We start from the raw sequence: 18,899 nt of genomic DNA, 5'->3' as shown, positions 1-18,899 counted from the left end.
GAAAATGGTGGCGGCTGCTAAACTGAGAAGGGCACAAGAGAAAATTGTTCAGATGAGACCCTATTCTCAAAAACTAACTTCCATCCTAAATAATATATCTTCAGGTGCTGAAGGAGTGTCTGATATTGTATATGCTCAGGAACGTAGTGTAAGTAATTTGTTAATTGTACCCATAACTTCCGATAAAGGTTTGTGTGGTGCTTTTAATTCCAATATTATTAAAGCTACGAATGTTGTAATTCAAGAGCATCAAGGCGAGAATATCACGGTGATGCCCGTAGGTAAAAAGGCCCTAGATTTCTTTAAAAAACAAGATTATCCTTTGGTTTCAGATCATGCAGGATTGTTTGAAAACATTACTTTCGAACCTGTAAAAGAAGCCGCTGAATATGTTATGGAAGGTTTTGTGAATGGGGATTTCGATCAAGTGATTTTGGTCTATAACCAGTTCAAAAACGTAGCTACTCAGCTTGTTGTGAAAGAACAATTCTTACCTATTGCTAAAATGGAAGAAGAGGAAAAGGATATATCCCAACAGGACTATATCTTTGAACCTTCCAAGGATTATATCATTGAAGAGTTGGTGCCTAATTCTTTGAAAATTCAATTTTATAAGGCCATTCTTGACAGCAATGCTTCTGAGCATGGCGCTAGGATGACTGCCATGAGCAAAGCAACAGATAATGCTGCTGATCTATTGAAAGATTTGAAACTTGTTTATAATAGAACCAGACAGGCTGCTATTACCAACGAAATTCTTGAGATCGTTGCGGGAGCAAATGCGCTCGAAGGAAAATAGTAATTGAGAACATTAATATTTGAGAAGCCGGTTGCCTACGCGACCGGCTTTTTTTATACACCTATTTTAACGAAATGGATTTATAACCTGAGGGGTAGGTAATGCGCGCTTATATTGTCCAATACAGGTACTTATAGGTGGTCTTTGCCTTATTCCGCAGCTTTTAAACCTAAGGGTAAACAGCATGAACCCAAAATTTTGGTCTGTCAATCCTATTTCTTGGTTTCAGGATCTTAGAGTGAACCCTATACTGGCAATATCACTTCTAATTTGTCAAGGCTTGTCGGATTATTTTTCCCGAATAAGTTCGTTAATTTTTTGAAGGGTTGCTTTCCTTTTTATTTTAGCCTCCTCCCACGCTAGCCCTTCTCTCATACCCGGCCGCTTGTGACCGATATGATTCAATAGGGCATCTTTGGTTATTGCTTGTCTTTCTTTTACAAGCGACAACACTTCTAACCCCTGATTGAATTTCTTAAAAACAACCGAAGGTTGATCCTCCGTAAGGTAATCTATTTCGCCAATACCGAATAACAGGTTTCTTGCCATTATCCAATGCCCCAGATCGGCCGGATGAACCCCATCCTTTGCCAGTTCAAAAGAAGGGTCAGTTTTTCTTTGATCCTCTAGAAATTTTCTCATTGGCCAATGCATATCGACGACCTTCCAACCTTCAGTGTACTGCTGACCAAGCAGCCAAGATGCGTAAATATCCAAAACGTTAGCATAAGCTGCTCCTTTCTTTGGATCGTATACAGGAGGTGTGCTGTGGCTGATGTCTGCTCCAATGGCTTTGGCTTTTTCCTGTAGCTTTATCTGACCCTTCTGATAGGCTTCAAATCGCTCCTTGTCAAAAGGAAGATAAATCCCGTCATTCATTCCATAATTAGAAAAAATCAAGTCAGGCTTCAATTCAGTTAATACTCTATCTAATCTTTCATGCAGGTCTGGTCTTGGAAATTTCCCTCCGGCATGGCCTTCTTCCGAGAGGCCTGAAACCGTTTCACTTGGAAGCCCTACATTAATGAAATCCCATTCCCTCTCAGGATAGGTTAGCCTCAAATAGCTTTCAACATAATCCACATATTGACCTGAATAGGTTATGCTGTTTCCCAGAAAAACTATTTTTTTTACCGAGGGAGAAATTTCAAAGGTTTCTTGTGCTTGTAGGTTTGAAAGAAGAATCCCGTAAAGGAGAAACCCTAGAATAGTTTTAAGTGACATTTGAAATATTTATGAAATTGAAAAGAGCTTCAATATACCTAAAATTAGTTTGAAGGGGATATCTGTAGGTAAAGATATTTAAAGTTCTTTAATCAGATATACTATGGATTGGTCTGTTTTTTATCAACAAGCCATTTGCATAGTTTGGCCAGATCTTCTTCAATTATTTCTCTTTCTTTTTGATTTTCATTTAATTTTTTCATTAGTTTTTTTAATCGAAAATCCGGTTTCACAGCCATTATTCTGGAAAAGAAGCTAGCAAAAATAAATCCCTCGCGTGCTTTCATTAATAAAGCCCTAAGCTTATAACCTCTGGAAAGTTGAGTGATTTTGGCCACCTTTACCAGTCTTAAAGACCTGACAAAGGAGACAAATGGAAGTAAAATGATGAGCAGGTCAATCCAGTTTCTTTTGATGTAAGAGAATTTATTATCCGTAATTGCGATCAATAGTAAAAATTCAAAGGCAAAAGCAAACCAGATAAAACCTTGAATCAATCCAAGAAGGAAAGATAGGTCGGTGTTTAGAAAATTTTCAACCTCTTCATAAAATTGCCACTCAATTAACAAAACCGGGATAATTAATAAAGCGATAATAATCATGGGAATTGAGAATTGTTTTTTTAAGTGATTGTATAATCCTTCATTACACTTTGACCAATTATAAAATGGTAACCATATTTTTTCCGGTTCAACTAAGTTGCGCTGACCAATGGCTATTGGTGGGAAAATCAAGCAAAATATTTTTCTGATCAGCGAACTCTGAGCAATTTCTACTTTGCCTGTATAAGCCAACACCAGCACGATTAGGGCATCCATTATGAAAAAGGTCCACAGACCTCCGTATATCATTACCATTCCGGAAATAAAGTTGGAATATTGTAAGGTCCCTTCTTCGTAAGAAAAGTTATTGATGATGGCCGCAGAGATAATAAGTATGATAAAGGAGACGATGAATTTAGGCCAGACAGTCCAATTTTGGTAACTAGTCAAAAGGTTCACTGAGCGAACCTTGAGGTTTGTTTGTAATGAGGTGTCTCTATATGATTTTACTTGGAGCAAGAGGGGGTAGTCTTCGGAAACTGCTCCTATGGGGGCAAGTACTTGCTCTCTTTCCAATAGGCTTTCGATCTGCGCAATGACAAAAGGATTTTGACAGCGATACAGTGCAGCCATTAAAACCTCTTTTTTATCATTTTTTATTTGTTCCATAATTAGTTGGTTGATTCACAAAGGTAATTGTTAGCTATTGGAAGCCCAAAAGGTTATAGAGACCTAGCGTACTTGCATTGCCTTCAGTTGGCTAATGTTTTTAAATGAGATTGATTATAAAGCGGGTTGGATGATTTAGTTTAAATAGTTTTCTATCGCTATTAATCGTGGTCAAATGGTTAATTTTTAGGTGTTTTCAGGCAGTAAATATTAATAAATAGATAATGAGGATACTGAATGATTGTGTTTACAATAGGTTAAGATTACATGAAATTTGTTTCGTCAGAAAGACGCATATTGGCTTTAAATTCGATTAAGTTAAGGAAGAGAGTTGATTTTGACCGTTAACAGATAAGGGATAGGTATTTCTTTTGATATTTATTAAACTGCTTATCCATTATATCGAGGGAAATCCTTTTTGAGAAATGAGGTATGATTCTGGATTTTGGCGTATAGTAATTAATAACCATTTTGTAAATTTTATATGAATCCATCTAACAAAGACACACGAAGAAAATTTATTAAAACCTCTGGAATGGCTACACTTGGCTTTATGGGGTTGTATCAATTTATTAACCCCAAACAAGTTATAGGAAAAGCAGCAACACCGACTACTTTAGGTTATGGGCCCTTAATAAAGGATCCGGCAGGTATTTTAAATTTACCTGAAGGATTTTCATATAAAATGCTTACAACCAAGGGAGATAAAATGGACGATGGGTTTTATCTACCCGGGGCCTCAGATGGGATGGGGGCCTTTCAAGGTGAAAATGGGCGAACCATTGTTGTCCGAAACCATGAACTTAGTCCTGATTCATTAGAAAACTCAGGTTTTGGTAAAAACAATGAATTGGTGGATAAAATTAGTTCCAAAGATTTTTATGATTATGGAAAAGGTTTATTGCCAAGCTTGGGAGGTACTTCAACCTTTGTATACAATGAGAATACAGGGGAACTTGAAAAACAATATATGAGTTTGGCTGGAACCGTCAGAAACTGTGCTGGTGGAATTACTCCATGGGGTACTTGGCTTACATGTGAAGAAAGCACCTTGAAAAAAGGAGGTTATGAGGGACGTTTGGAAAAAGACCATGGCTATGTATTTGAGGTGCCGGCATCCGAGGAAATCAAAAGAGCCAAACCACTACCTATTAAAGCTATGGGAAGGTTCAATCATGAGGCGGTAGCTGTAGACCCTGCTTCAGGAGTGGTTTACCTTACAGAAGACCGAGGAGACAGTATATTTTACAGGTACATTCCCAATAGGCCAGGCCAGCTTCATAAAGGAGGAAAGCTGCAGGCACTTGTTATTGTGGGAGAAAAAAGCAGGGATACCAGAAACTGGGAAGACAGTGAAGGTCCGGTGTTTCCGCTAATGAAAAGGCATAAAGTGACATGGGTTGATATTGAAAATGTGGAAAGCCCGGAAGATGACCTCCGTTTCCAAGGATTTGACAAAGGTGCTGCAGTTTTTGCCAGAGGGGAAGGTATATGGTATGGAGACAAGGAGGTTTATTTTGCTTGTACCAATGGGGGTAAAATTGGAGCAGGTCAGGTGTTTCGTTACACCCCAAGTCCGGATGAAGGAAAACCGGAGGAAAAAAATAATCCCGGAGAGTTGACCCTATTCGTTGAGTCTAAAGACAGGGAGATTTTGAAAAATTGTGATAACCTGGCTGTGGCTCCTTGGGGAGATGTTATTTTATGTGAGGACCACAAACATCCATTCCTAGTAGGTGTTACACCGGAAGGTGAATTGTATCATTTGGCAGAAAATGTAGGCTTTGAGTCGGAATTAGCCGGAGGAGTGTTTTCACCATCCGGAAAAACTTATTTTGTAAACATACAAGGACCGGGAATAACCTTGGCCATTACAGGGCCTTGGAAATCTTAGGAAGCTAGATTAATCAAATGCCTCACTTTCAAAAACGGTTGAAGGTGAGGCATTTTTATTTATTGACAGGATAGGAAGGGAGGGATTACAGCCATTACCCGAAATAGCCATAGCTCCTACTATTACTCCTGAAATTGCTTCAAAATCGGCCTCTTCCTTGCTGTTATCGATTTCACCATACCGATACCACGCTGAAATCTCCCAATCAGCCTGATTTTCTAGCGATTGCAATTTTTCATAAGAGAGTTCAGAAAACCCTGCAAAACTAGGGTTGAAGTTGATGCGTTTGGGGAAGAAAAAGTAATAAGGCAAGCAATGCTAAGGAAGTGAGAGCCTGGTAAAAGGGTAAAAAATATTGCTAAGATTAACCATACTTATTCATTTTTTACTGCTCAGGCCACAATAGTTTTGTTATTCATTAAAACATAATCTATATTTGCCACTCAAAATTAAAAATGATGGCCACTCAAAAGACCAAAAAAGGGAAACCGACTACTGATACATCCAATGAGCTTCTTGAGAATCCGGAAGCGATTGCAGACCGCCTTGGAAGAGGTGAAACCTTCTTAAAGGACAACGCCAAACTTGTTGGTGGAGCCATTGGCGCGGTAATTTTAATTATCGCCGGGATTGTTGGGTTTCAGATACATAAAGCCAATCAAAACGAGAAGGCTCAAGGAGAAATGTTCCAAGCGGTTTACTATTTCGAACAGGATAGTTTAGACTTTGCTTTAAATGGAGATGGTGTGGAACCCGGATTTCTCACTATTATTGATGATTACAGCGGAACAGACGCATCCAATCTGGCTCATTACTATGTGGGCTCTATTTACTTGTCCACAGGTGAATTTCAGTCAGCAGCCGAGCATTTGAAAAAGTTTTCATCTTCTGACTTTCTAGTACAAGCACATGCTTATTCATTAATTGGCGATGCCTATATGGAGCTTGGCGAGTTAGATGCTGCCATTGATTATTATAAAGATGCTGCCAATTATAAAGTCAATGAGTTTTTCACCCCAAAATATTTAGCTAAATTGGCTCTCGCCTATGAAGAAGCAGGTGACTTGGATCAAGCCATTGCTACTTATGAAGAAATAGAAACAAAGTATTCAAATGCTTATGAATACAGTGAAGCGCGAAAGCATAAAGCCCGCCTCCAAGGTCTGGCTTCTAATTGATATGAATTAAATCATTGATAAGAAAGAGTAAGACCTGATTGGTTTTACTCTTTTTTTGTGAATTAATAGTAAACTTATGGCTACCTCATTAAAAAATTTAAGTCAGCATACCCAAGAAAATATTCAGGATATAAGTGATAAGACCTTTGCCCTTGTGGTGGCTGAATGGAATGATGAAATTACTTCTTCGCTTTATAGTGGAGCAGTTGAAACCCTTTTGCGCTATGGTGCAAAAAAGGAGAATATATATAGAAAGAACGTTCCGGGATCCTTTGAACTCTCTCTAGGAGCGCAGTGGTTGGCAAAACTCGAGGAAATAGATGCCGTGATATGTCTGGGTTGTGTTATTCAAGGTGAAACACGTCATTTTGATTTTATCTGTGATGCCGTAGCCAATGGGATTACTCAAGTAGGATTAAAATATGACAAGCCGGTGATTTTCGGTGTTTTGACTCCGGAAAATCAGCAGCAAGCTTTGGATAGAGCAGGAGGTAAACATGGTAATAAGGGAGATGAAGCAGCCATTACGGCGATAAAAATGCTAGGCTTTTAAGGCCAGCTAATAAAAACATATATCATAAATCTGGTATTCTAATGAAAATCATGAAATTTGGCGGTACTTCTGTAGGAAGGCCGGAAAGAATGCATCAGGTAAAAGATCTGATCACAGTAGATGATGAAAAGAAAATTGTGGTGCTATCGGCCTTGTCCGGTACTACCAACGCTTTGGTAGCGATAGGAGAATCTTTGTCTGCAGGGAAAAAGGATGAGGCCAAGGAAAAAATTCAAAGTCTCCATGAGCATTACATTAAATTTCATCAAGACTTATTGAGCTCTGATGCGGGAAAGGCCAAGGCCTTGCAAATCATTAATGAGCATTTTGAGTTTTTGAATATAATTCTTAAGATATCCTTTAATGAAGCCATTAATAAGGATATTTTGGCTCAGGGGGAATTACTATCCACCAAGCTGTTTTATACCTTGCTTCAGGAAAATGAAATTCCTGCAGTGTTCTTACCCGCACTTGAGTTCATGTGCATTGATGAAAATGATGAACCCAACCTCGGTAGAATTGACGAAAAGCTTCAAGCTATATTGGCGGGTTATCCCAATGAAACTATTTTTATCACACAGGGCTATATATGCAAAAATCACCTGAATGAGGTGGACAATCTCAAAAGGGGAGGAAGTGATTATACGGCCTCATTGATAGGTTCAGTTTTGTCCGCCTCTGTGGTGGAGATATGGACTGATATTGATGGGATGCATAACAATGACCCTCGGGTGGTAGATCAAACCAGACCGATTGCTCAACTGTCTTTTGATGAAGCGGCTGAGTTGGCCTATTTTGGTGCGAAAATTTTACATCCGGCTTCTATATGGCCTGCCCAATCTCACAATGTGGCGGTGAAACTTCTCAATACCATGGAGCCTAGTGCAGCAGGGACCACCATTACGGGGGAAGGAGAAGGTTCTGTTGGTGTCAAAGCAATAGCTGCCAAAGATGGTATTACGGCCATTAAGATAAAATCCAGTCGGATGCTTTTGGCCCATGGGTTTTTAAGGAAGGTTTTTGAAATATTTGAAAAATACAAAACATCTATTGATATGATTACCACTTCGGAGGTGGCCATATCATTAACCCTTGATGATATTTCGCATTTAAAGGAAATTACCGCTGAATTGCAGAAATTGGGGAAAGTGGAAGTTGATCATTACCTTTCCATTATCTGCATTGTTGGTAATTCTATTATGGAAGAAAAACAGGTCCTCAATAAAATTATTGATAGTGTGGAAGAATTTCCATTGAGAATGGTCTCCTACGGAGGAAGCAAGCACAATGTATCCTTGTTAGTTGATGGAAAACATAAAAATCAAGCCTTACAGTGCCTGAATAATGGCCTGTTTGACTTCAGTTAAAAGTACGTAGATGGGTGAGCCACAAGCAAACAAATCCAATTTTCTAAAAAAACTCCAAACCAAATGGCAACTAAAAAGTCTTTGGCAGGTAGTACTGGTTTTGGTTGTGTTTGCTTGTACTGGTTTCACCATTTTATTGATTAAGCAACCCATTTTCGATTTTTTAGGCTTCGATGCCAGTGAAGGGAGTTTCTTGAAAACGGTTATTTACCTTTTATTGGTATTGCCATTATATCAGTTATTCCTTTTGATATATGGTTTTATTTTTGGGCAATTTGCTTTTTTCTGGGAAAAAGAAAAGCAATTTTTTCGCCGTTTGGGCCGGTTATTCACCCAAAATAAAAAGTAAAACTAAAGTTATTAACAGGTAAAAAATAGTATTATCAATGGCTAAGCAAAGAGGTTTACCTATAGAAGAAAGCGACAAAAGAAAATTAAATAAAAAGAACTTCGAAAAGCTATTTGGGATTTTCAGGTTTGCCATGGCTTATAAAGTGCCATTTATCATTGGGATGGTCTTTTTGTTTTTCTCCAGCTTGATGTTATTGACTTTTCCTTATGTAGCAGGTAAGTTAATTGATGCCGCTTCAGGGAAAGATTGGATAATAAATGATATCAATGGAATTGCCTTTGTATTGATTGGGATATTATTTATTCAAAGTATATTTTCTTTTTTTAGAGTTTGGCTTTTTGCGAAGGTCAGTGAAAACTCCATGCGTGACATTAGGGTAGCATTGTATGAGCGCTTGGTGAAATTGCCAATGACATTCTTTGATCAGCGAAGAACGGGTGAGCTTATCAGTAGGATTACTTCCGATGTCACAATGCTCCAAGACACTTTCTCTATAACCTTGGCAGAATTGCTAAGACAAATCATTACACTTATCGCCGGGATAATCTTTCTGTTTTATACCACACCTCGGCTGACTCTTTTTATGTTAATTACGATTCCGGTATTGGTGGTAATAGCGATGATATTTGGGAAATTCATAAGGAAGCTATCCAAGAAAACCCAAGATACCCTTGCCTCAGCCAATGTGGTGGTGGAAGAAACCTTACAGTCCATTGCGACAGTAAAATCATTTACCGGTGAAAATTATGAAATTAACCGTTATAGAAATAAGCTCAATAGTGTAGTGGAGGTAGCATTAAAAGCTGCAGGATTTAGGGGTGCTTTTATTTCTTTTATTATTTTCGCTCTATTTGGAGGTATCGTAGCTGTAATATGGTATGGGGCTACTTTAGTAAGTGCAGGAGAGATGAGTGTGGGTGACCTCGTCTCCTTCGTTTTGTATACCACATTTATTGGTGGGTCTATTGCCGGTTTGGGAGATATTTACGGACAAATTCAAAAGGCCATTGGTTCTTCTGAAAGAGTGTTAGAAATTTTAAATGAAAAAACAGAAGAGCAAAAAAGCCTAAGCCCGGCAAGTCCTATCCAAGGATCTATTCGGTTTGATAAGGTAATGTTTCATTATCCCACCAGGCCTGAATATCGGGTGTTGGACGGGATATCCTTACATGCACAACCGGGAGAAAAAATTGCGCTGGCAGGGCATAGTGGAGCCGGAAAATCTACCATTATTCAACTGTTGCTTAAGTTTTATGACCTGGGTAGCGGAGCCATTTTATTGGATGAAAAATCCATTGCAGATTGGGATCCTCAGGGTTTAAGAAAGAATATTGGAATGGTGCCACAAGAAGTTTTGTTGTTTGGTGGGTCTATCCGAGAAAACATCAGGTATGCCAAGCCTGGTGCCAGTGATGACGAAATAGTAAAGGCTGCCAAACAGGCCAATGCATTGGAGTTTATTGATAAATTCCCTGATGGCTTTGAGACTTTGGTAGGTGAGCGAGGAATCAAATTGTCTGGTGGGCAAAGACAAAGAATAGCCATTGCCAGGGCAATATTAAAGGATCCTGCCATTTTAATATTGGATGAAGCTACCTCCTCTCTAGATGCCGAAACGGAATCCTTGGTTCAAGAAGCATTGGATCAATTAATGAAGGGAAGAACCACCATAATTATAGCACATCGATTGTCCACCATAAGGAAGGTAGATAGGATTTATGTGATCAAAGATGGGAAAGTTATCGAAGAAGGAAACCATGAGGTATTAAGTGCCAAAGAAGGCGGACATTATGCGCATTTAGTTAATCTTCAGTTTGCGGATGATACTTTACGGCCTTTAAGCTAATGTCTAAACTTTGAACCTGATGGGTAAGAGCCCCCACTGAGATAAAATCGACTCCAGACTCGGCCACAGCGACGATGGTGCTTTCATTAATTCCCCCGGAGGCCTCGGTTGTGTATTCTTTATTAATAAGCTTAACCGCCTCTTTCATTTCTTGGGGCGACATATTGTCAAGCATGATGATGTCTACACCGCCTAATTCAAGTACAGCCTTCACCTCTTTTAAATTTCTGGTTTCAATCTCTACTTTTAGGTCCAGCTTATGTTTTTTCAAATAAGCTTGGGTAGCATTGATTGCTTCAGCTATTCCTCCAGCAAAATCAATGTGGTTGTCCTTGAGCATAATCATGTCATACAGCGCATACCGATGATTTTTTCCTCCCCCTATTGACACTGCCCATTTTTCCAGCATTCTGAAATTAGGAGTAGTTTTGCGAGTGTCCAGTAACCGGGCTGCTGTATGTTGAATTAGTTGATTGAAACGATGCGTTTTGGTGGCAATACCACTCATTCTTTGCATGCAGTTCAATACCAGCCTTTCAGTAGTAAGTATGGATTGGGCGCTTCCTGAGACGGTTAGACCAATATCACCATGGTTTACAGCATCCCCATCCTTCATCAGTAAGTCTACTTCCAGATTGGGGTCATAGTGATTAAATATCCTTTTAGCCAAGGTCAATCCGGCAATGATTCCTTTCTCTTTAATTAAAAGGCTTGCTTTTCCTTGTTGATTGGAAGGCACGGATGCCAATGTGGAGTGGTCACCCACACCTACATCTTCCTTAAGTGCGGCATCTATAAATTGATTTAACCCTTCTGCTGTAATATAGTCTTTCATGATAAGTCAAAAATAAGAAAATATTTCCTACCAACAGGATAATTTATTTCTTAACAAAATCAAGACTATTTACCAGCCATCTTCCGTTATCTTGTTCTTTGCCCTTAATCAATACACTATATTGATTGTTGACAGAAGTGTAAGTACCTATTAGAAAGCTGTTTTTAGCATCAATTTTTTTTTCTTTTTGTAATTTAAAACTCCTTGCCGGTTGGTTCTTGAAAAATTTGGCCAGAACAATTTCTGCCTGATTTTTTGAGAAATCTTTCTTGTTATTGTCAAATCGGATTTCAACCATTTTGCCTAAAAAAGAAGAAAGGGCTTTACTCGAACCCTTTTGAAATGCGGTGATGAGTGATGCATTTTTCTCTTGTGCCAAGCCTACAAATAAATGGGCAAATAAGAAAACACCTAGAAGTAAAAATTTTGAATTAAAGCGTAACATTTCAAATCTCTATCAAATTCCAGACCAATATATCAGTAAAATGAAATTTTGTTTAAGGAAATTTTACAAGGTTTATTTTTGACCATCCCTCATGGATAATATTCCTCAATTTGCTGACCTCTATCTTTAATTGTCTTATATTTGCGTGGTAATGGATGAATTACTGGAATGCGTATACTAATGAATTTTAGGTACAAATACAGTGCTTCTTTCGGAATTTTATTTGATAGAAACCAATAGAAAAAGACATGGATAAAAAAGTTTTATTGATGATACTAGATGGATGGGGTATTGCTCCTAATCCGGAAGTTTCTGCTATTGATAAAGCCAAAACGCCTTTTATCGACAGTTTATTTGAAAAATACCCTCATTCTAAATTAGAAGCTTCAGGTTTGGCAGTAGGTCTGCCTGAAGGCCAAATGGGCAATTCAGAGGTTGGTCACATGAATATCGGAGCCGGTAGGGTGGTTTACCAGGACTTGGTTAAAATAAATAATGCAGTAAAAGATGGGGATTTAAATGATCACCCGGTATTAAAAGAAGCATTTGCTAAAGCCAAAGCCAATGGTAAAAAAGTCCATTTTCTCGGGCTGGTATCTGACGGGGGGGTGCATGCGCACATTTACCATCTAAAAGGGCTATGTGATGCTGCCAAGGCCAATGGTTTGGATGAAAATGTATTTATACATGCCTTTACCGATGGAAGGGATACTGATCCAAAATCCGGCTTAAGGTTTCTGGAAGACCTTAAAAATCATTGTGAAAATTCCGCAGGGAAAGTGGCTTCTATTGTTGGTAGGTATTATGCCATGGATAGGGATAGCCGATGGGAAAGAGTCAAATTGGCATATGATGCCATGGTCAACGGTGAAGGTGAAAAATCCAAAGACATGTTGTCTGCAATTCGGAAATCCTATGCCAATGGGGTGACGGATGAATTCATAAGACCCATCATTCAAGTGGATGAGGAAGGCAAACCTTTGGCGTCCATAGAAGAAGGAGATACCGTAATATGTTTTAATTTTAGAACAGATAGGGGTAGAGAGATTACCGAAGTATTGACACAAAGAGATTTTCCTGATTACAACATGAAAAAGCTTGATCTCGATTATGTCACTTTTAGTAGGTATGACGAGAAATACAAAGATATAGGAGTAGTTTTTGAAAAGGATAACCTCAAAAATACCTTAGGAGAAGTTCTCGAAAGAAATAATAAAAAGCAAATCAGAATTGCCGAAACCGAAAAGTACCCGCATGTAACATTCTTCTTTTCCGGAGGTAGAGAACAAGAATTTGAAGGGGAAAACCGAATATTGTGCAATAGTCCTAAAGTGGCTACTTATGATTTGCAACCGGAAATGTCGGCCTTTGAGATTGCAAAAAAGATCAACCAGGAACTTCCCAAAAAAGAAGCTGATTTTATTTGTTTGAATTTTGCCAATGCAGACATGGTAGGTCATACGGGGGTCTTTGATGCGGCAGTAAAGGCCTGTGAGGCAGTAGATGAATGTGCTTCTTCAGTAATTGAAGCAGCCCTTGCCAATGATTATACCATTATTGTTATAGCCGATCATGGCAATAGTGATGTCATGCTTAATGAAGATGGCACACCCAATACAGCTCATACCACCAACCTTGTGCCTTGCATCATGGTAGATAAACATGACCAGTTACAGGTAAATGACGGTAAATTAGGAGACTTGGCGCCAACAATTCTTCAATTAATTGGTGTAGACAAACCAAGCGAAATGACCGGAGACGTTCTTCTGAAAGGTTAATTACCATGGGCAATTGCCAAAAAGTATTGTGTCTTTTTCTAACGCTGGGCTGTTTGGTTTCTTGCAGTGATGAGGAAAAAGTGGTGTTTGCTAATCCTACACAGATTGAAGCCTACTTTCCACTTTCCGATTTCTTAGAAGAAAATATCGAAAAGCTTGGCGCTGCGGAAGTCCACAAAGAAATTCGCTTTAATGATGAAACTGAATCGGTGAAATTTGTCTTGGATAGTTTGACTTGGAGACAGGAACTGGATTTCTTTTTCCAAGCGGATATCAACAAAGCAGCATTGGCTGCATCCTATGAAACCGAGGAGACACAAGGTCTTTTGATACACCGGCTCAAGCCTGGTGAAAAGGGAGATATCAAACGGATTGAAGTTAAAAAACAGTCGGGAAAGGTTGTGGAAATAATTATTCTCTCTGTAGTCAATAATCTTTTTTACAAGTCAACGGTAGAAGGGAAAATTGCTATAGAAGATGAATCTATTGATTCTTATTCCTTGTCCGGGGATCAAAAAGTCTGGTTTCTTCCGGGGACTAAATTAAAAGTGGTAGCAGAATTGATATAATCTGATTATATTATAATAAAAGGCCATTTAGGAAATCCTGAATGGCCTTTTATCTTTTTCACCCTCGGTGAATTAAGAGTTGTTTTGGTTTAATAATTCTAAGGGAAAGTAAAATGCTTTATTCGGCCCTATACCTTATAATATCCCTTCAATTTCATCCGTGATCTACCCTTGATTTGAATTCAGCAATAAGAGTTTTAAAGGGGCTTCCCATCGCCAAAATAATCAGGTTATTTTTATTACCCTACCTTTCAAAAGGTAGGGTAATAAATTTAAACGTTGAATTGAAGTAGATTCATAACCTCAGGTAAAACCTACTGTTTGTTTTGGTTTTAAACAAAAGCAAAGAATACCAGCCAGGTAATGAATAGGATTGGGAGCAAGATTGGAATTGAAAACCTCAATATGTATCCAAAAAAGGAAGGCATCTTTATTCCGCTTTGTTCGGCAATTGATTTCACCATAAAATTGGGTCCATTGCCAATATAGGTCATTGCCCCAAAGAAGACAGAGGCGATAGAAATGGCCATCAATTCAAAAGCAGAGTTTATATAATTGTTCAAAGCAAAGTCCTTGACCTCATGGATGATATTTATATCAGCTCCTTGAGATGCCATGGCAGCTGCCAAGAAATTCAAGTAGGTAGGCGCATTGTCTAAGAAGCCGGAAAGGATTCCTGTGCCCCAATACAAGGTATTGTGTGTTATTAAAGCTGAGCCCTCTTCAGATTGAGCAAAAGCACCTACCAGCTCAAGGGCCGGCATCATGGTTCCAAATATGCCGATGAATATAAACGCGACTTCTCTAATTGGTTCAAAGTTGAATTCATTTCCGGACAAGGCTTCCTGATCTGCAAATTTGTAGGAGAAGTAAGCTACAGATAGCATGATAGCTTCTCGAAGAAAACTGAATTTCTGTCCATCATAATGTATGGCAGGCACCCATTCTAGGACATTGGGATCCAAGAATACTGAAATGATGATTACCAAAAGCCAAAGAAAGTTTTTCGTTCCTTTTAAGGATATTTTATTGCTGTATTGCGTTTGCTCTTCGAGAACCACTCCGTCTCCATTACTTCCGAATTTTCGATCCACGAAATAAAACAGTACAGCTAAAATGATCAATGCTAATATCCAAGCGGGCCAATTGTGGGCAAGTGTCCAAAAGAAAGGAACCCCTTTTAAAAACCCGAGAAATAAAGGAGGGTCTCCAATGGGAGTAAGTGAGCCACCTATATTACTTACCATAAAGATGAAAAATATGATATGGTAAGCTTGAATGTTGTTTTTATTCAGTCGGATAAAAGGCCTGATCAATAACATGGAGGCACCGGTAGTGCCAATTAGATTGGATATCAAAGCACCTGTAAGTAGCAAGAGAACATTTGCCAAAGGGGTAGACTTTTTATCCACATTAATTAAGATTCCTCCGGAGGCAATAAACAAAGAAGCCAATAAGGATATAAATTGGACATACTCTGCCAAGGCATGGACCGGATTATGGACATTGCCTAAAACAAATAAATAATAGAGCACAACCAATACGGCCAGACCAACAGCTATTTTAGGATAGTTGTGGTGCCAAAAACTTTCGTAAAATAATGGCCCAGTAGCTATCATTAGTAGTAGTACAACAAAAGGAATAACCAGCCAGGTTGGTGCGTGATGATGCTCAGTCTCATGTTCGGCAGAAACCTCTGTATGCAAAATGTGATCTTGGGAGGCTTCGTTAGTATCGTGTTGATCTGCTTGAGCGATATACTGGTTAGTTGTTATATCCTGGGCTTGTAAATGTGCAGGTATGCATACGCTTATTAGCCCAATGAATAGGAGCCATGAAGCTATATATTTCTTCATTCACTTATATTTTTTATGTAAAGATTGATAAGTTAGGGGTTTTGATTATTGTTGGAGAATTTTAGTAGTTTTTCTTTAATTCCCTAAACTAGCTAATTTGTGGATTAGTAACCAAATAAATTCTTGGAACTGGTTAAAAAACCTGATTTTATTAATGAATTACGGGATACTGTATTTGTCATTTTAATTTATGAAGGGCTATTTCCAATGCTGTTTGTGCGATTTTAGTCTTTTTCGGATTAAAAGTGTGGCATTTTTTAAGTGCTTTATAAACGGTTTTACTCACATCCTGAAACATCGCCTCATCTGTGATCTGAGCTTTATCAGACATCAAATAGGCGGCTATTCGTGCCAAACCTGCATTTGATATAAAATCAGGGATAAGTGCAATTTTGTCATCGGCCATTTTAGTGACCGGTCCAAGGAATATATCGTTTTCAACAAAGGGGAAATTGGCACCACAAACAATTAACTCTAGTCCTCCATTGATTAATTTTTTTAGGTGCTCTTTTTGAACCAGTCTTGATTTGGCGGCAGGAATAAAAATTTCTGCAGGCAAGTCCCAAAGTTGATCTTTCGCCTCTTCATAAGGGATTAGCCGGTCACTTACCAGTTTATTGTTTTCCTTATTTAAAAAGAGGGAGGTAATGGTCTCCGGTGCTATCCCAACCTTTTCTATAATCGCTCCTTCTAATGATAAGATCCCAATGATATGCACTCCTTTTTGAGCTAGAAAATAAGCAGCCGCAGCGCCTACATTTCCCCAGCCCTGAATAATGGCCTTCTTTCCTGAGGGACTACCTCCCCAAATTTTATAATAATGTAGTACAGCCTCAGAAAGGCCAAAACCTGTTATCACATCCCTTATTTGAAATTTTTTGGTAGTAATAGGTAAATAGTGAGGATTTTCAACAATTTTTGATAGTCCAAGCCTTAACTGACCAATTTTTCTGATTTTTTCAGCTTCCCCTTTTTTGTTTAAAGCGTTCACTATGCCTTCTTGAGGGTGCCAAAGACCAAACTCCTCGGATAAGGGTAATAATTCACTGTTTTCATCGATGTTTATTCCGGCACTTGTGCCATAGTAGCTTTTTAAAATCGGAGAGACTGCTTTGAACCAACGCTCCAGAACGCCTGCTTTTCTGGGATCTGAAGGATCAAAATTTATCCCGGATTTTGCCCCGCCAATAGCCGGACCTGAAATAGTGTTTTTTATTGCTGTGTTTTTGGCCAATCGGATCACTTCGTTTTTATCGAGTCCAGGCTTCATTCTGGTATCACCCCAAGCTGCTCCACCTCTTAGACTATTGATGACTAACCAACCTTCAGCTTCCGTTTCACTGTCATTCCATTCAAAAACAATTTCCGGATGGAGGTTCTCAAACTTTTTTAGTAATTCTCTCATGTGTTGATTTCTAAAGTTCAATTTTTATTGAAGAACCCAAAGACAGTGCCACCACAATTGTCTCTTGAGGCTCCTGTGACCGAAGCCAAGCAGTTGTTTTCGTTACGAAGCCGAAGTAAACCCAAAAAGGCAAATACCAATGCCTCTTTAAAATCTATTATCTGCTTTTCTGGTATTACCAGGTCTACTTTAGACTTGATTTTGCTTTTCAGCCTCTGAATAAAGAATGTATTGTAAGCCCCTCCTCCTGTTACCAATAGTTTTTGATGAATTGATGAGGCTATGGTATGGTCTAAAATCTCTCTTGCAATACAATTTGCAAAATGTTCGGATAAGGTAGCCAAAATGTCCTGGGGGGATTGAGCAGTGTGACCCAAAACAGGTAAATAGTCATCTGTTATATTTTCTCTTGCCAGCGATTTGGCACCTTTTTGTTTATAAAAAGGTAGTCCTTCCAAAGCTTCAAGAATCTCCGGAATCACAAGTCCAGATTTTGCAAATTCTCCACCTTCATCAAAAGGTTTACCTAACATCAACGCGTAGTAATTGAAAAGTAAATTGAAAGGGCAGGTATCAAAGGCGAGCCTTTCTCCATTATCATCCATTGAAATATTGGCTATTCCTCCCAAATTAAGGGCAAAATCAAATTCTTGGAAAAGTTGAGCATCGCCAATAGGAACCAATGGAGCGCCTTGACCTCCCAAAAACACATCCAATTTTCTGAAATCATTGATGACAGGTAAACCGGATCTTTCGCTTAGGGCATAACCATTTCCAATTTGTTTGGTCATATTTATTTCCGGTCTATGGAAAACTGTATGGCCGTGTGATGCAATAGCCAGGGGGTTTAACTTGTATTGATGACAAAATTCTGCGCATGTTTGCCCCATCCATTGTCCAAATTTCATGTCAAGACCTTCTAATTCTGCTGCAGTTAACAAATGGGCTTCTTTTAGCGATTGTTCTATTTCAGGAGGAAAAGGGATGGTTTCTGCCTTGATGATTTTAAAATCCCAGAACTCATTTTTGTGAAAATCGCAGCAAGCAATGTCAAGCCCATCCCCGGATGTGCCGGACATTAGGCCTATGATGGTATAAGTACTTTGCGGTCCCATGGGTTAAAGTTTGTTAAATAAAGAAAAACTTGACCTAAAAATAACAGATCACACACCAGCCTCCAAAGTAAAATGACTAATTTTGAAGTAGATTACTTACAGGTTATGAAACAAAGACATTGGGTTGTCGATATAGGTAACTCACGCATAAAAACCGGGCTTTTTGAAAATGGGACTCTATTAGAGGCTAATTGGTTTTGGAAGCTGCATAAATGCAATGAATACCTCATGCCTGATAAGGGAGACAGGGTATTGATTACCTCGGTTAATTTGTCTTTAAAAGAATTGAAAGAGACCTTTTCCTTTCCATTCTTGTATTTTGATCATGAAACGCCCCTTGAAATCACAAATTCCTACAAGACTCCACAGACGCTTGGTCTTGATAGGTTGGCTGGTGTAATTGGCGCCAAGGCCTTTAAAGGCGAAGAGAATATTTTAGTCATTGATATGGGGACTTGCATTACCTATGATT

18 protein-coding genes are annotated in these 18,899 nt (G+C 38.7%); 10 read left to right on the top strand and 8 right to left on the bottom strand.

Annotated features, from left to right (window positions below; translation table 11 throughout):
* Positions 1–799 (top strand): ATP synthase F1 subunit gamma (atpG, locus tag AAC037_RS03175; RefSeq protein WP_339901569.1); only part of this gene is annotated, 799 nt, incomplete at its 5' end.
* Between the two features lie 288 nt (positions 800–1,087).
* Here atpG and AAC037_RS03170 read toward each other — a convergent pair.
* Together AAC037_RS03170 and AAC037_RS03165 are read right to left on the bottom strand one after the other, a co-directional pair.
* The gene (locus tag AAC037_RS03170; RefSeq protein ID WP_339901567.1) at positions 1,088–2,023 is read right to left on the bottom strand and encodes an SGNH/GDSL hydrolase family protein; all 936 of its coding nucleotides are present in this window, start codon (positions 2,021–2,023) and stop codon (positions 1,088–1,090) included.
* A gap of 101 nt (positions 2,024–2,124) precedes the next feature.
* Entirely contained in the window at positions 2,125–3,234 is a 1,110-nt protein-coding gene (locus AAC037_RS03165; RefSeq protein ID WP_339901565.1) for a hypothetical protein, read from the bottom strand.
* Positions 3,235–3,718: 484 nt separating this feature from the next.
* Here AAC037_RS03165 and AAC037_RS03160 point away from each other — a divergent pair, with 484 nt between their 5' ends.
* Positions 3,719–5,128 carry an alkaline phosphatase PhoX gene (locus AAC037_RS03160; protein WP_339901563.1) on the top strand — a complete coding sequence of 470 codons (1,410 nt, stop codon included), beginning with the start codon at positions 3,719–3,721 and terminating at the stop codon, positions 5,126–5,128.
* 9 nt (positions 5,129–5,137) lie between these two features.
* Here AAC037_RS03160 and AAC037_RS03155 read toward each other — a convergent pair whose 3' ends face one another.
* Positions 5,138–5,440 (bottom strand): hypothetical protein, encoded by a 303-nt coding sequence (locus AAC037_RS03155; RefSeq protein WP_339901561.1) that lies wholly within the window; start codon positions 5,438–5,440, stop codon positions 5,138–5,140.
* Between the two features lie 146 nt (positions 5,441–5,586).
* Between AAC037_RS03155 and AAC037_RS03150 the strand changes: the two genes are divergently transcribed.
* From AAC037_RS03150 to AAC037_RS03130, 5 genes are all read left to right on the top strand, one after another.
* Positions 5,587–6,306: a tetratricopeptide repeat protein gene (locus AAC037_RS03150; RefSeq protein WP_339901570.1), complete on the top strand. Its 720-nt coding sequence runs from the start codon at positions 5,587–5,589 to the stop codon at positions 6,304–6,306.
* Positions 6,307–6,382: 76 nt separating this feature from the next.
* A complete protein-coding gene (gene ribH / locus AAC037_RS03145; protein ID WP_339901559.1) occupies positions 6,383–6,859 on the top strand; it encodes a 6,7-dimethyl-8-ribityllumazine synthase in 477 nt (158 codons plus the stop codon).
* Positions 6,860–6,900: 41 nt separating this feature from the next.
* Entirely contained in the window at positions 6,901–8,226 is a 1,326-nt protein-coding gene (locus tag AAC037_RS03140) for an aspartate kinase (RefSeq protein WP_339901557.1), read from the top strand.
* Positions 8,227–8,236: 10 nt separating this feature from the next.
* A complete protein-coding gene (locus AAC037_RS03135; protein ID WP_339901555.1) occupies positions 8,237–8,575 on the top strand; it encodes a DUF6787 family protein in 339 nt (112 codons plus the stop codon).
* Between the two features lie 37 nt (positions 8,576–8,612).
* Positions 8,613–10,424: an ABC transporter transmembrane domain-containing protein gene (locus tag AAC037_RS03130; RefSeq protein WP_339901554.1), complete on the top strand. Its 1,812-nt coding sequence runs from the start codon at positions 8,613–8,615 to the stop codon at positions 10,422–10,424.
* On the opposite strand, the gene nadC is transcribed toward AAC037_RS03130, so the two are convergent.
* Together nadC and AAC037_RS03120 are read right to left on the bottom strand one after the other, a co-directional pair.
* Positions 10,381–11,259: a carboxylating nicotinate-nucleotide diphosphorylase gene (gene nadC / locus AAC037_RS03125; protein ID WP_339901553.1), complete on the bottom strand. Its 879-nt coding sequence runs from the start codon at positions 11,257–11,259 to the stop codon at positions 10,381–10,383. The two genes, AAC037_RS03130 and nadC, sit on opposite strands and share 44 nt — an antisense overlap.
* 43 nt (positions 11,260–11,302) lie before the next feature.
* Complete coding sequence (locus AAC037_RS03120; RefSeq protein ID WP_339901551.1) at positions 11,303–11,704, bottom strand: DUF4783 domain-containing protein; 402 nt, start codon at positions 11,702–11,704, stop codon at positions 11,303–11,305.
* A 248-nt stretch (positions 11,705–11,952) separates the two neighbouring features.
* Between AAC037_RS03120 and gpmI the strand changes: the two genes are divergently transcribed.
* The gene (gene gpmI / locus AAC037_RS03115) at positions 11,953–13,482 is read left to right on the top strand and encodes a 2,3-bisphosphoglycerate-independent phosphoglycerate mutase (RefSeq protein ID WP_339901549.1); all 1,530 of its coding nucleotides are present in this window, start codon (positions 11,953–11,955) and stop codon (positions 13,480–13,482) included.
* Positions 13,483–13,487: 5 nt separating this feature from the next.
* Positions 13,488–14,051 (top strand): hypothetical protein, encoded by a 564-nt coding sequence (locus AAC037_RS03110; RefSeq protein WP_339901547.1) that lies wholly within the window; start codon positions 13,488–13,490, stop codon positions 14,049–14,051.
* A gap of 332 nt (positions 14,052–14,383) precedes the next feature.
* Here the strand turns inward: AAC037_RS03110 and AAC037_RS03105 are convergent, their stop codons facing one another.
* From AAC037_RS03105 to AAC037_RS03095, 3 genes are all read right to left on the bottom strand, one after another.
* Entirely contained in the window at positions 14,384–15,907 is a 1,524-nt protein-coding gene (locus AAC037_RS03105) for a sodium:proton antiporter (protein WP_339901545.1), read from the bottom strand.
* A gap of 178 nt (positions 15,908–16,085) precedes the next feature.
* On the bottom strand, positions 16,086–17,312 hold the full coding sequence (locus AAC037_RS03100) for a Glu/Leu/Phe/Val dehydrogenase dimerization domain-containing protein (RefSeq protein ID WP_339901544.1): 1,227 nt from the start codon (positions 17,310–17,312) through the stop codon (positions 16,086–16,088).
* Between the two features lie 17 nt (positions 17,313–17,329).
* Positions 17,330–18,427, bottom strand: a complete 1,098-nt coding sequence (locus tag AAC037_RS03095; protein WP_339901543.1) for an anhydro-N-acetylmuramic acid kinase — start codon at positions 18,425–18,427, stop codon at positions 17,330–17,332.
* Between the two features lie 105 nt (positions 18,428–18,532).
* Between AAC037_RS03095 and AAC037_RS03090 the strand changes: the two genes are divergently transcribed.
* A partial coding sequence (locus AAC037_RS03090) for a type III pantothenate kinase (RefSeq protein WP_339901542.1) occupies positions 18,533–18,899 on the top strand: 367 nt, incomplete at its 3' end.

Source organism: uncultured Cyclobacterium sp., from assembly GCF_963976465.1.
Classification (GTDB): domain Bacteria; phylum Bacteroidota; class Bacteroidia; order Cytophagales; family Cyclobacteriaceae; genus Cyclobacterium.
Note: the sequence above shows the minus strand (reverse complement) of the source record. Positions and strands in the feature narration are given on the sequence as shown.

Coding starts and splice junctions, on each gene's coding strand:
- AAC037_RS03140 (WP_339901557.1), top strand. CDS start 6,901: ATGAAAATCATGAAATTTGGCGGTACTTCTGTAGGAAGGCCGGAAAGA.
- AAC037_RS03120 (WP_339901551.1), bottom strand. CDS start 11,704: ATGTTACGCTTTAATTCAAAATTTTTACTTCTAGGTGTTTTCTTATTT.
- AAC037_RS03165 (WP_339901565.1), bottom strand. CDS start 3,234: ATGGAACAAATAAAAAATGATAAAAAAGAGGTTTTAATGGCTGCACTG.
- AAC037_RS03100 (WP_339901544.1), bottom strand. CDS start 17,312: ATGAGAGAATTACTAAAAAAGTTTGAGAACCTCCATCCGGAAATTGTT.
- AAC037_RS03170 (WP_339901567.1), bottom strand. CDS start 2,023: ATGTCACTTAAAACTATTCTAGGGTTTCTCCTTTACGGGATTCTTCTT.
- AAC037_RS03160 (WP_339901563.1), top strand. CDS start 3,719: ATGAATCCATCTAACAAAGACACACGAAGAAAATTTATTAAAACCTCT.
- AAC037_RS03105 (WP_339901545.1), bottom strand. CDS start 15,907: ATGAAGAAATATATAGCTTCATGGCTCCTATTCATTGGGCTAATAAGC.
- gpmI (WP_339901549.1), top strand. CDS start 11,953: ATGGATAAAAAAGTTTTATTGATGATACTAGATGGATGGGGTATTGCT.
- AAC037_RS03110 (WP_339901547.1), top strand. CDS start 13,488: ATGGGCAATTGCCAAAAAGTATTGTGTCTTTTTCTAACGCTGGGCTGT.
- AAC037_RS03150 (WP_339901570.1), top strand. CDS start 5,587: ATGGCCACTCAAAAGACCAAAAAAGGGAAACCGACTACTGATACATCC.
- AAC037_RS03135 (WP_339901555.1), top strand. CDS start 8,237: ATGGGTGAGCCACAAGCAAACAAATCCAATTTTCTAAAAAAACTCCAA.
- ribH (WP_339901559.1), top strand. CDS start 6,383: ATGGCTACCTCATTAAAAAATTTAAGTCAGCATACCCAAGAAAATATT.
- AAC037_RS03130 (WP_339901554.1), top strand. CDS start 8,613: ATGGCTAAGCAAAGAGGTTTACCTATAGAAGAAAGCGACAAAAGAAAA.
- AAC037_RS03095 (WP_339901543.1), bottom strand. CDS start 18,427: ATGGGACCGCAAAGTACTTATACCATCATAGGCCTAATGTCCGGCACA.
- nadC (WP_339901553.1), bottom strand. CDS start 11,259: ATGAAAGACTATATTACAGCAGAAGGGTTAAATCAATTTATAGATGCC.